The following is an 11,100-nucleotide window of genomic DNA, read 5'->3' on the forward strand; positions in this document are numbered from 1 at the left end:
GGAGTAAGCGATGTTTCCTCCACTTCCAAATCCTTCGACGACGGATACCGCACCGCGTTTTTCCGACAAGGACCTCATCCGCCGCTCTGCCTCGACGGTTCCCGCGCCCGAGCAGCAATTAACGGAAGTCGCCAAGCTCATCGATGTTTCGAAATGCATCGGCTGCAAGGCATGCCAGACGGCCTGCATCGAGTGGAACGACACGCATCCGGAGATCGGCTTCAATGCCGGCGTCTATGAGAATCCTGCCGATCTGACGCCGGACATGTTCACGCTGATGCGCTACAGCGAATGGGACAATCCCGAGACGAACGAACTCGAATGGCTGATCCGCAAGGATGGCTGTATGCACTGCGCTGACCCGGGCTGCCTCAAGGCTTGTCCGGCACCAGGCGCCATAGTGCAGTATTCGAACGGCATCGTCGATTTCGTCCATGAGAACTGCATCGGCTGCGGCTATTGCATCAAGGGTTGCCCGTTCAACATTCCGCGCATCTCCAAAGTCGATCACACGGCCTACAAATGCACGCTCTGCTCCGACCGCGTGGCTGTCGGCCAGGGACCAGCCTGCGCCAAGGCCTGCCCGACCCAGGCGATCGTGTTCGGCACGAAAGACGAGATGAAACAGCACGCCGACGGCCGCATCAAGGACCTGAAATCGCGCGGCTATTCGAATGCCGGCCTCTACGATCCGCCCGGCGTCGGAGGGACGCATGTGATGTATGTGCTGCACCATGCCGACCAGCCGGAGCTCTATTCGGGTCTGCCGAAGGAGCCGAAGATCAGTCCGCTCGTGGAGGCGTGGAAGGGCGTGACCAAATATGCCGGCCTCACCATTCTCGGCGTGGCGGCTGGCGTCGGCCTGGTTCACCATCTGGTCATGGGACCGAACAGGGTCTCCGAGACGGATGAGGAGCATGCCCAAGAGCTGAGGGAAGGCAACAACGATGGCCGCGTATGACGTGAAGCCGAACGAGCAGGTACATCCCGGCAAGCCAGTCATCGTGGACCGCTACACGGTGGGCGCACGGATCAACCATTGGATCACGGCGGCCAGCCTGATCCTGCTCGCCTTGTCCGGCCTTGCCATGTTTCACCCGAGCCTGTTCTTCCTGTCGGGGCTGTTTGGCGGCGGCCAGTTCACGCGCTTCATTCACCCATGGATCGGCGTCTTGCTCTTCTTCAGCTTCCTTGGGCTTTTCCTTCGGTTCTGGAAGGCCAATTTGTGGAGGCCCGAGGACGGAACGTGGCTCGCACGTTTCCGTGACGTATTGTCCAATCACGAGGACAACGTCCCCGAAGTCGGCAAGTACAATGCCGGCCAGAAGCTCGTCTTCTGGTCAATGTCGATCCTCATCATCATCCTGATTTCGAGCGGCATCGTCATCTGGCAACAATATTTCGCCGCTTACACCACGATCGGCCAGCAGCGGGTGGCGCTGCTTGTTCATTCGATCGCTGCCGTGGCGATCATCGGCGTCTGGATTATCCATTTCTACTCGGCCATCTGGGTACGCGGCACCATTCCCGCCATGACGCGCGGACGGGTGACCGGCGGCTGGGCTTGGCGGCATCATCGCAAATGGCTGCGTGAACTGATCGCAGGCAAACCGGACGGACGTTCGGGATCGAATCCCGCCGAATGAGCGGGTATTTGTTTTTACGCAATTCGGGACGGAAAACCGTTATACACTTTTCGTGGAATTGCTCTGGAGCAGTATCAAGCCGACCACGTGGCCCGTGAGGTTCGTGAGGTTGAAATGCCAAGGCAACAAGATCCGTCACGCCCTGACCCGACTATAATCGGCGAGGTCTCGGCCCCACCCTTTGCGCGGCTGCCTGATCTGCGGACCTTGTTCATTCGCCGCTCCGAGCGATTGAATGTGTTGGCGGATGACCACCAGCTCGGCCCCTATCTCCGCTTCCTCGCTGCACTGACGGATGCGCAGCACCGCATCCAGGACGGCTTGCCGGATGTCGAATTGCCGACCGCGGAGGCGCGCGAGCGCGCACGAACCTTCGGTATGCCGCCGCTCGATCGCAACCAATTCACGTCGGATGCCGCCCTTGGAATGACGCTCGGCCGCCTGTTCGAAGTGGCAGCCACGATCGAAAAACCCGAGGCGGCCGCAGCCGCCTTGGACAGGCTGGCGAATATCGATGCGTCCGGGGTCGACTCCATGGTGCGCAATGTGCTCACCGATGCGATCCCAATGAACGCGCTTGCCGAGCATGTCTATGTCGCGGCCGCGCTGCAGGTTCACTTCGCCCGCCTCGCGGTATGTCTCGACAGCTCGAAGCTGGTTCCGGTTGCCGACGGCGCCTGTCCGGCCTGCGGTGGGCCGCCCGTATGCTCGATCATCGTCGGTTGGCACGGCGCACACGGGGCGCGGTTCTGCGTCTGCGCGCTGTGTGGAACATTGTGGAACCACGTTCGTATCAAATGTACGCTGTGCGGCTCGACCAAGGGGATAGGCTATCAGGAAATCGAGGGAGGCTCTGGCACGGTCAAGGCCGAGACCTGCGATGCATGCGGCTGCTATGTAAAGATCCTGTACCAGCACGAGGATCCGGCTCTCGATCCGGTCGCCGACGACGTGGCGACGCTCGGCCTCGACCTGCTTGTCCGCGAGGGTGGCCATCGCCGCGGATCGTTCAATCCGTTCCTTGTTGGCTATTGAGGATACGATGACCGCTTCATCCGCAAACCCTTTGCGCAATCTTCCGTCGGTCGACCAAGTGCTGAGGACCCCCCTGGCGGCGGCCGCAATCGAGCGCTTCGGACGGCAGGCCGCGACGGAGGCCATTCGCCGAGCCGTCGCCGATGCACGAATGGCCTCCCGCAATGCCGGAGCCGTCGTGCCGGAGGCAAACGATCTTGCCGGCGACGCGCTCGTGCAGCTCAGGGACGGCGAACGCTCTTCCCTGCGCCCCGTTTTCAACCTGACCGGAACGGTGCTGCATACCAATCTCGGACGAGCCCTCCTCGCGAAAGAGGCGGTCGAGGCTGTTCGGCTGGCGATGCGCGAAGCGGTGGCTCTCGAATTCGATGTCGAGAAAGGCGAGCGCGGCGAACGGGACGATCATCTTCGATCGCTCGTTTGCGAGCTGACCGGAGCCGAGGATGCAACCGTCGTCAACAACAACGCGGCTGCCGTCCTTCTCGTCCTCAACACGCTGGCGCTCGGTCGCGAAGCGATCGTTTCGCGAGGCGAGTTGATCGAGATCGGCGGCTCTTTCCGGATGCCCGAGATCATGACGCGCGCCGGCGCCAGGCTTGTCGAGGTCGGCACCACCAACCGCACGCATCGCAAAGACTATGTCGCGGCGATCGGCCCGGAGACCGGGCTCATCCTCAAGGTGCACACATCGAACTACCGGGTCGAAGGATTCACGGCCGAGATCCGGGCACCCGAGCTCGCTTCAATCGCCAACGCGCATGGGATACCGCTGGTCCATGATCTCGGTTCGGGCACGCTGGTCGATCTAGCCCGCTACGGCCTTGGGCGCGAGCCGACCGTGCGCGAGGCGGTCGCCGACGGCGCCGATCTCGTCACATTCTCCGGCGACAAGCTGCTTGGCGGTCCGCAGGCGGGTTTCATCGTCGGCCGCAGGGACCTGCTCGCAGCGATCAGCCGTAACCCGATGAAGCGGGCGCTCAGGGTCGACAAGCTTCGTTTGGCCGCGCTCGAGGCGACGTTGAAGCTCTACCGCGACCCCGACCGCCTGGCCGAGCGCCTGCCGACGCTAAGGCTGCTCTCGCGCTCGGTGAGGGAGATTGCAGCGCAGGCAAAGCGCCTTGCTCCCCTGGTTGCTGACGTCGTGGGCGAAGCCTTTGCGGTCGACACGGTGGAGTGCCGGAGCCAAGTCGGATCCGGCACGCTGCCGCTCGAAACTGTGCCAAGCGCCGGGCTTGCTCTCAAGCCGCGCTCAGGGAGCGGCCGGGCGCTCGACGCGCTTGCGGCTGCGCTGCGTGGGCTGGGCGTCCCCGTGATCGGGCGCATCGAAAACCAGGCGCTCGTGCTCGATTTGCGCTGCCTGGAAGACGAGGCGAACTTCATCGCCAATCTAGCCGGCTTAAATCCAGGAGGAACCGATGCACTGGCTTGACCGCCTTGCGCACCGCCCAGCCGAGACGCCTGTGGCCGCACGCATGACCGAGGCCCTCGCAGCCGCGCGGCGAGGCGATCATGCCGTGGCTCTCTCCATATGGGAGCCGCTGGCTCACCGGGGCGTTGCCCGCGCTCAGAACAATATCGGCGCCTGCTTCGCCGAAGGGCTCGGCGTCGAGCGTGATGCGGATATGGCCCTTCGCTGGCTGGCGCTCGCCGCCGAGGCAGGGGATCCTGTCGGGCAAAGGAACCTGGCGTCGCTCTATTTCCGCGGCGAAGGCGTTCAGCAGGACTTTCGCCGGGCGGCCGAGCTCTATCGGGCCGCAGCGGAAACTGGCGACGGACCGGCGCAGGATATGCTGAGCTGGATGCTGCTGGAGGGCGAAGTGATGGCTCCCGATGTCGGCGAGGCGCGACGCTGGGCGCTTGCCGCGGCCGATCAGGGCATCGCATCCGCGATGACCCGGATCGGCATGCTTTATCACAATGCGCTCGGCGTGCCGCGCGATCCGGACGAGGCTGTCCGCTGGTGGCGCCGTGCTGCCATGCGAGGAGACGCCGAAGGGCAGGCAATGCTCGGCGCCGCCTGCCATCTTGGCACGGGCGTGCCGGCTGACGCGGTCGAGGCGCTGGTTTGGCTCCTGCGTGCCGAGGCAGGCGGCAGCGCCCTTGCCCGCCGCTATCTGGCTGCGGTGCGGGCCGAATTGAGCGCGGGCGATGCCGCCGAGGCCGAGCGTCGCGCCGCCGCGCCGTTGCCGGAGACCGCATCATGATCGTCGGCACGGCGGGACATGTCGATCATGGCAAAACTGCGCTGGTGCATGCGCTGACCGGCATAAACACCGATCGTTTGCAGGAGGAAAAGACACGCGGCATGACCATCGATCTCGGCTTCGCCTATTTGCCAGTGCCGGGTGGGGATAGCATCGGTTTCGTCGATGTTCCCGGGCACGAGCGTTTCGTACACACGATGCTCGCCGGCGCCAGCGGCATCGACTTCGTGTTGCTCGTGGTGGCCGCCGATGACGGCGTCATGCCGCAAACCCGGGAGCATCTCGCCATCGTCGATCTGCTCGGTGTCAAGCGCGGCGCCGTCCTGCTTACGAAATGCGATCTGGCCGGTCCCGAGCATCGCACTGCGGTGGCGAGCGATATCCGCTCGGTGCTTGCCGGGACGATGCTTGCCGAGGCCCGCCTGATTCCCGTCTCGGTCGTTACAGGCGAAGGTATCGATGAACTCAGGTATCTCTTGTTCGAGGAGGCGTCGCATCTTGCCCGGCGTGCAGTTTCGGGCCGTTTTCGATTAGCGGTGGACCGCTCGTTCACGCTGCGCGGCGTGGGCACCGTCGTGACGGGCACCGTGCTTTCGGGTTCTCTCGGTATTGGGGACAACGTGGTCGTAAGCCCGTCGGGATTGCTTGCGCGGGTTCGATCGATCCACGCCCAGAACCGGCCGGCTGAACGTGGTCGGGCGGGAGACCGCTGCGCGCTCAATCTGACCGGCGAAAGGGTTTTCAAGGAGGCGATCCGGCGCGGCGACGTGATTGTCGATCCGAAGCTTCACGCGCCGTCGGACCGGATCGATGCAAGCCTTCGCGTTCTGCCGGATGAACGCAAGCCGATCGGCCAATGGTTTCCGGTGCGGCTCCACCATGCCGCGACGGACGTCGGGGCACGCATCGTACTCCTCGGAGACGAACCGATCGGGCCTGGCGGCACGGCCAATGTTCAATTGGTGCTGGACAGTCCGATCGCGGCCGCTGCCGGCGACGTTTACGTGGTGCGCGACACCTCCGCGCAGCGAACCATCGGCGGCGGACATTTTCTCGATCTGCGGGCGCCCAGCCGCAAACGCCGCGCGCCGGAACGGCTGATCCAACTCGATGCCCATGCGCTATTGGCGCCCGAACTGGCCGCCGCCGCACTCCTTGATGCGCCGCCCCACTATTTCGACCTGAAGGCTTTCGCGCGCGACAGGGCGCTTAGTGACTGCGAGACGGAAGGCCTGATCGATCAACTCGGGCTTGTCCGTTTTGCCGTGGGAGAAATGCTTCTCGTGCTGTCGCCGGAGCGCTGGTTGCGATTCAAGCGCGACTTGGCCGCGACCCTGGAGACCTTCCATGCCGACAATCCTGATTTGCCGGGCGTAGGAATGGAGAGACTGCGTATTGGGCTTGATCCACGTCTGCCGGCTCCCGCTTTCACGGCAGTTCTGCGGAGCCTTTCGCACGCTGGAGAAGTTGCCTTGGACGGCGCCTGGGTGCGGCTGCCCGGTCATGAGGCGCACCTGACGGCAAAGGATGAAACTCTCTGGCTGCAAATCCAGCCTCTCATCGGCGGACCCGAACGGTCCCATCCGCCGAGAGTGTGGGATATTGCCGAGGTGCTGGCCGCGCCGGAGACGGAAATCCGGCGGCTTCTGAAGCTTGCCGGCCGCATGGGGAAGGTCCATGAGGTCGCTCATGACCACTTCTTCCAGCGCGAGGCGTTGGCGCAGATCGTGGAGATCGCGCGCGACCTCGCTGCGTCGATGCCCACAGAGCAGTTCACCGCTGCTCAATTTCGCGATCGCGTGGGCAGCGGACGCAAGGTCGCCATCCATATCCTCGAATTTCTCGATCGGCACGGCGTGACGCTGCGGCGGGGAGACTTGCGCCGTCTGAACAGGCGCAGGCTGGACCTGTTCCGCCTGACAGGCGAGGGTGAGCCGCCGATGGCGCAAATTTCTGGAGGAGCATCGTCCCCGGTGGGGCGTCCGGACTTCAAATCCGGGAGGGGCCGCGAGTCGGTCTCTGGTGGGTTCGACTCCCACTCTCTTCCGCCATCCTAGTGAGCCAAGATGAACCCGACGGCTTCCTTTCTGAATGACCTGAAAACGACGGCTGAGACCGCCAGGACAACCGAGGCAAGCTTCAGGCGACAAGCGGCCAATCAGATCGCGGTTCTGGAACAGGAGCGCGCTTTCGCCTTCAGGCGGCTCAACCTCATGCAGGCGATCTCGGACGCCGTGGCCTCAGCCGAAAGTGAGGAGATCGCCGTGGCCAGCGCTTTGGCCGTCCTGCGCTTGCGGCTCGGCTGGAATGCGGACAGCGAGGCGCGCACGGAAGCGATCACGCATTTTGGCCCCGTTGCGCTTGCGTTGTTCCAGGCTGCGAAGCTGCCCGAGGACGAACCCGCCACCAATGTCGGCGAGGCCCTTGCGATTTTTGAGCATTGGTACTCCGAATCCCGGGGATCGCCGTTCTGGCTGCTGTTCGAGCACCAGATCGTGGACACGCCGCTGGTCGACTTTTGACCGACGGACTTTTCGGCATACCCGGATGTGAAAGCAGAGAGCGCAACGTCGCTTTATTACCGACGACACGATGCGGTAACCGGCGCCTCGGTCACCGCCGCAACCAGCTGCTTTGGGCGCGGACGCCGGAAGGCGTTCACTCCCATGACATAGGAGCCATATTCGAGCCTTATGGCGTCGAGATTGACAATTTGACCGACTACCTAGAGATCGCGCGCGCTCTCAAGCCAGGGGATATGTCACAGAACGAAAGGCGCTCGGCGCCAGGAACGGCGCGCAAGAAGACAAGAGCAATCAGCAGGCGGCCCGCGGAGCGCGCGACTCGATGGAAGGGCATGGGTGTCACCCCACCAATGCTGGTGCAGAACTGCGACGAAGCGAAAGGCCCCACCACGTCTGGGCGTTGTTCCGCTCCGAGGCTTCATCACGGCTCTTGATAAGGGCAGGAGCAATCAAGGTGCTCATTCATCAGTTGGGTCCGCATGAGGTAAACCTCGTCCCAACGCGTATTGCCACGGTGCACCGTGACCGCCATTGGTGTCGTTTAGATTGGCCGCCAGTGCAACAGTGCTGCCCGTGGTTAGCGTGAGGGCAATTGCGAGAATTGTGGTTGTCATCTTCTTCATCATTTCCTCCACGTTGCCTGCCCCCTTTCAGTCTCCTCTCCCCAATGGGCCTACGCATGCGCCGAATAAATGAAGGAGCCCGGCCTAAAGCCCCGCTGCCTGCCCCTTGCTCTCAAGCCTACGCAGCGGTTCCGGCCGGTTTTTGCAATGCTAGTCCACCATGTCACGCAGGGTTCTCTTGCGCTTCGGCGGCCGGTACTTCTCGACTAGCCTGACCTTGTCCATATCGACCGTCACAAGCGTTCCAAGGTCGATTGTCACCTTGCCGCCTTCCTCGTCCATGCGCGTGATCTCGCCTCGAAGCTCCAGACCGGCAATTCCGCCAACCATTTTCAGCTTCCCACTTTCGTTCGCGCTGTTTGAAATCGTGATGTCGTCAAATTCACGCCTCTGACCCAAACGGTCATTACCGCTGCATGGCGGCAACGTCGTAGAGGCTGTGGGAAGCGGACTTCCGCCAGACGCATTTGCATCGCCAATGCAACAATCAGATGATCTTCGCCTTGCGGTCGAGCTGATGAAGTGGATTGGGCTGTGAGTGCGTCCCTTTACGAGCCGGTGAACGTCTATAAACCTCAGGGACCCGATATTGGCATCGTTGACGGTCCGTTTGAGTATTTGACGGTAGCAGGAACAAAACTTCCGCTGCCATTCACCACTCGGATGACGGTGGTGCGCCTGTCGAACGGCGATCTGTTCCTTCATTCGCCCATTAAGTTTGCTTCGACGGTGGCCGAAGAGTTACGGGACTTGGGCAGAATTCGCCACCTCGTGTCACCCAACCAGTTTCACTACGCTCATATCGGTGAGTGGTCGAAGGCTTTCCCTGAGGCAACAACATGGGCATCACCTAGGGTCCGGCAAAGAGCACGCGCACGGCACGCGGATGTGACGTTCGCACGAGATTTGGAAGCCGATCCGCCTGAGGAGTGGCGGCGGGACATGGGACCAGACACTGTTTCCCGGTGGCTACTTCAAAGAGTTCATATTCTTCCACCCAGCTTCAAAGACGCTGATTCTTACAGACACGATCATCAATCTCGAATTGGACATGATCGATGAGCCTTGGCGCACGGTGGCCAAGCTGACTCGGATGGCTCACCCGCACGGGCGGACCTTTGGCATGCGGCTGCCAATTCTCCTGCATCGGCGGAAAGCACAGGCAGTAATAAGCAAACTCCAGTCGTGGCAACCGCGGCGGGTGATTCTCAGTCACGGCCGCTGCTTTGATGCGAATGAAGACGAGATTGTCCGTAGAATATTCGGAAAGTCGGCTTGGTGACGCAGTGGCTTTGGGAGGCCAAATGTCCATTTCGGGTCGGCTACGGCCGCTCGCCTTGATCGCTTTAACGACCGCTCCGGGGTAGGTGCTCGTTGCACATATCCTGATCGCCCAGAGTACCTCGTCGTGGCCATCCAGAGCAAAGGCGGAAAGATGTCGGCCTACACACGTTGGCCCGTTGGCAAGGGCTGTAATTGCCCCTTGGCGTGCTCGGAGGTTAGGGCATGTGGAACGATGTCCCCGTCGCAGTGTTAAATGGCGAAAGGAGGAGGCAGTACGGTGGCTGATCTCAAAGAAACGGCATTGATCGCGCGGATGGCGGCGCGGCACGGGCTGTCAAGGGACGCTGTTGAAACCGTGCTGCGTGCCCTGCGCTCGGGCGGCGGTTCCATGGCGCAGTTCAGCCATGCTGAATTCGGCGGCATGTCGCAGTGGTCATCAGGCATGACAATGGTCGGCGACATGTTCAACGATGCGCTAAGGGCGAAGCTGAACGCTGTGGCCACGGATCTAGTAGCTTATCTTCGGGAGAATCCTGAGGTTGCCCATAATAAACCGGCCGAAGTGAGCTATAGATCACAGCAGCAGGTACCGGAAAGTTGGCCGAGAGGACTCGGCACACCCTCATCGACTGGATCGCAGAACCATTTGCGCTATGCGATCTATCCCGACTCGCGGCGACTGGTCATCGAGGATGCCGGCCGGCGCACGATATACGACACCGGCGATCATGTTATTTCGGGGATCGCCCAGGCGCAAAGTACGGATGCGACACTGACATTCCGCAGCCAGAACGGCCTTGTGCGGCTCTCGGAGCTGAAGAAGGTCGATGCTTGAGGTGTGGCCTTGTTAATGCGTCGCGGTGATGCTCGCGCCCCGCGCCATTCACCGCAGCGCGAGGCGTCTAAAGACGTCCTTCTTCGCCTCTCTGCGTTTCCGCCGCCGCTCCGTCTGCGGCCCGTTCGAGCGCAACCATTTTCTTGACCAGGGCGAGCAGATCGCGCTTGGTGCCGTGCGGCAGAGACACGACCTGTTGTGCGAGTTCCATGCTGTCGCGGGCTTCCTCCGGGGTGCGGCCCCATAGATGCGGGGCAGCGCTGAACAGCATTTCCATCGGCATGAAACCGAGGATTTCGCACAGGTGGATCATGCGCGTGACGTGCATTTTTGAGAATGCGCGCTCATAGCGGCCATAAACCTGCATCGAAAGGCCAAGCAAGGGCGCGAGCTCGGCGCGCGTCAGATCCTTCTCCTCGCGCGCCTTGCGGATGAACTGAGCTATTCTTTCATCGATCTCGCCGAGGGTTTTGATGCCTTCAAACCCCGGCCGGCGGAAAACAGGCTTGTCGATCTCGGGATCGATCGTCTCAACCAGTTCCATTTTGTTTTTATAGGCGTCCATATCCTTAGCCACGTCCTCTCCCTTCTTGCTTTTTCCAGTCGCGGACAGGGCGACGACCTCAATCAAACATTCAAAACGGGATTGACCCAAGCACGCCCCGGCACTCTCTTGCACAGCGATTTTCCAGAAGCGGGGAGTGAGAACAACGCTTTCCGCTACTCGCAATAAGCAACCATCAGGGCCGTGCTGTGCTCGCCTTGCATGGCTCTTTCCAACGGAAGCCTGCATTCATAACGCCCTTGAGCTGGCGCGGGACTAGGTGTTTAGTCCCGGCGTTTGGTGGGTGGGATCGAGTCGGAACCGTTCGGGCTCTTTTGCCCAAATTTTGCAGATGAACTCATAGGGTGTGAGACCCTTGAGGGTCTTGAGGCGGCGCGCGAAAT

General features: G+C 61.9%; 11 protein-coding genes, 1 tRNA gene and 2 pseudogenes. 10 read left to right on the forward strand and 4 right to left on the reverse strand.

From position 1 onward, the window contains the following. Positions 1 to 10 precede the first annotated feature (10 nt). The 8 genes and pseudogenes from fdxH (at position 11) to NKI85_RS32500 (ending at position 7,407) form a co-directional block, all read left to right on the forward strand. Positions 11 to 961 (forward strand): formate dehydrogenase subunit beta, encoded by a 951-nt coding sequence (fdxH, locus tag NKI85_RS32465; RefSeq protein ID WP_352780077.1) that lies wholly within the window; start codon positions 11 to 13, stop codon positions 959 to 961. Next, positions 948 to 1,646 (forward strand): formate dehydrogenase subunit gamma, encoded by a 699-nt coding sequence (locus NKI85_RS32470; protein ID WP_352532012.1) that lies wholly within the window; start codon positions 948 to 950, stop codon positions 1,644 to 1,646. Before fdxH ends, NKI85_RS32470 begins: the two co-directional genes overlap by 14 nt. A gap of 114 nt (positions 1,647 to 1,760) precedes the next feature. Further along, positions 1,761 to 2,681 carry a formate dehydrogenase accessory protein FdhE gene (gene fdhE, locus NKI85_RS32475; RefSeq protein ID WP_352532010.1) on the forward strand — a complete coding sequence of 307 codons (921 nt, stop codon included), beginning with the start codon at positions 1,761 to 1,763 and terminating at the stop codon, positions 2,679 to 2,681. A 7-nt stretch (positions 2,682 to 2,688) separates the two neighbouring features. Next, positions 2,689 to 4,110, forward strand: a complete 1,422-nt coding sequence (gene selA / locus NKI85_RS32480; protein ID WP_352532008.1) for an L-seryl-tRNA(Sec) selenium transferase — start codon at positions 2,689 to 2,691, stop codon at positions 4,108 to 4,110. After that, positions 4,097 to 4,885 carry a tetratricopeptide repeat protein gene (locus NKI85_RS32485; protein ID WP_352532006.1) on the forward strand — a complete coding sequence of 263 codons (789 nt, stop codon included), beginning with the start codon at positions 4,097 to 4,099 and terminating at the stop codon, positions 4,883 to 4,885. Before selA ends, NKI85_RS32485 begins: the two co-directional genes overlap by 14 nt. Next, positions 4,882 to 6,717 (forward strand): annotated as a pseudogene (gene selB / locus NKI85_RS32490) (selenocysteine-specific translation elongation factor); the annotation flags it as partial. The gene NKI85_RS32485 and the pseudogene selB, both read left to right, overlap by 4 nt. Positions 6,718 to 6,840: 123 nt before the next feature. After that, positions 6,841 to 6,936, forward strand: a tRNA-Sec gene (locus NKI85_RS32495). 162 nt (positions 6,937 to 7,098) lie between these two features. Further along, the gene (locus NKI85_RS32500; RefSeq protein WP_352532004.1) at positions 7,099 to 7,407 is read left to right on the forward strand and encodes a hypothetical protein; all 309 of its coding nucleotides are present in this window, start codon (positions 7,099 to 7,101) and stop codon (positions 7,405 to 7,407) included. Positions 7,408 to 7,868: 461 nt separating this feature from the next. Here the strand turns inward: NKI85_RS32500 and NKI85_RS32505 are convergent, their stop codons facing one another. Beyond that, positions 7,869 to 8,033: a hypothetical protein gene (locus NKI85_RS32505; RefSeq protein WP_352780078.1), complete on the reverse strand. Its 165-nt coding sequence runs from the start codon at positions 8,031 to 8,033 to the stop codon at positions 7,869 to 7,871. 150 nt (positions 8,034 to 8,183) lie between these two features. Next, entirely contained in the window at positions 8,184 to 8,363 is a 180-nt protein-coding gene (locus tag NKI85_RS32510; RefSeq protein WP_352532000.1) for a hypothetical protein, read from the reverse strand. 333 nt (positions 8,364 to 8,696) lie between these two features. Here NKI85_RS32510 and NKI85_RS32515 point away from each other — a divergent pair, with 333 nt between their 5' ends. After that, positions 8,697 to 9,095 (forward strand): DUF4336 domain-containing protein, encoded by a 399-nt coding sequence (locus NKI85_RS32515; RefSeq protein ID WP_352532030.1) that lies wholly within the window; start codon positions 8,697 to 8,699, stop codon positions 9,093 to 9,095. A gap of 475 nt (positions 9,096 to 9,570) precedes the next feature. Continuing rightward, on the forward strand, positions 9,571 to 10,152 hold the full coding sequence (locus tag NKI85_RS32520; RefSeq protein WP_352780079.1) for a hypothetical protein: 582 nt from the start codon (positions 9,571 to 9,573) through the stop codon (positions 10,150 to 10,152). Between the two features lie 67 nt (positions 10,153 to 10,219). Here NKI85_RS32520 and NKI85_RS32525 read toward each other — a convergent pair whose 3' ends face one another. Both NKI85_RS32525 and NKI85_RS32530 read right to left on the reverse strand, forming a co-directional pair. Continuing rightward, positions 10,220 to 10,717 carry a helix-turn-helix transcriptional regulator gene (locus tag NKI85_RS32525; RefSeq protein ID WP_352532790.1) on the reverse strand — a complete coding sequence of 166 codons (498 nt, stop codon included), beginning with the start codon at positions 10,715 to 10,717 and terminating at the stop codon, positions 10,220 to 10,222. Positions 10,718 to 10,972: 255 nt separating this feature from the next. After that, positions 10,973 to 11,100 (reverse strand): annotated as a pseudogene (locus NKI85_RS32530) (IS481 family transposase); the annotation flags it as partial.

It is taken from the genome of Mesorhizobium sp. M0571, from assembly GCF_040320985.1.
Taxonomy (GTDB): Bacteria; Pseudomonadota; Alphaproteobacteria; order Rhizobiales; family Rhizobiaceae; genus Mesorhizobium.

Excerpts from the sequence above, each read along its gene's own strand:
- NKI85_RS32505 (WP_352780078.1), bottom strand. The coding sequence starts at position 8,033 with ATGAAGAAGATGACAACCACAATTCTCGCAATTGCCCTCACGCTAACC.
- NKI85_RS32520 (WP_352780079.1), top strand. The coding sequence starts at position 9,571 with ATGGCGAAAGGAGGAGGCAGTACGGTGGCTGATCTCAAAGAAACGGCA.
- NKI85_RS32470 (WP_352532012.1), top strand. The coding sequence starts at position 948 with ATGGCCGCGTATGACGTGAAGCCGAACGAGCAGGTACATCCCGGCAAG.
- NKI85_RS32515 (WP_352532030.1), top strand. The coding sequence starts at position 8,697 with ATGACGGTGGTGCGCCTGTCGAACGGCGATCTGTTCCTTCATTCGCCC.
- fdhE (WP_352532010.1), top strand. The coding sequence starts at position 1,761 with ATGCCAAGGCAACAAGATCCGTCACGCCCTGACCCGACTATAATCGGC.
- NKI85_RS32500 (WP_352532004.1), top strand. The coding sequence starts at position 7,099 with ATGCAGGCGATCTCGGACGCCGTGGCCTCAGCCGAAAGTGAGGAGATC.
- selA (WP_352532008.1), top strand. The coding sequence starts at position 2,689 with ATGACCGCTTCATCCGCAAACCCTTTGCGCAATCTTCCGTCGGTCGAC.
- fdxH (WP_352780077.1), top strand. The coding sequence starts at position 11 with ATGTTTCCTCCACTTCCAAATCCTTCGACGACGGATACCGCACCGCGT.
- NKI85_RS32510 (WP_352532000.1), bottom strand. The coding sequence starts at position 8,363 with ATGGTTGGCGGAATTGCCGGTCTGGAGCTTCGAGGCGAGATCACGCGC.
- NKI85_RS32485 (WP_352532006.1), top strand. The coding sequence starts at position 4,097 with ATGCACTGGCTTGACCGCCTTGCGCACCGCCCAGCCGAGACGCCTGTG.
- NKI85_RS32525 (WP_352532790.1), bottom strand. The coding sequence starts at position 10,717 with ATGGACGCCTATAAAAACAAAATGGAACTGGTTGAGACGATCGATCCC.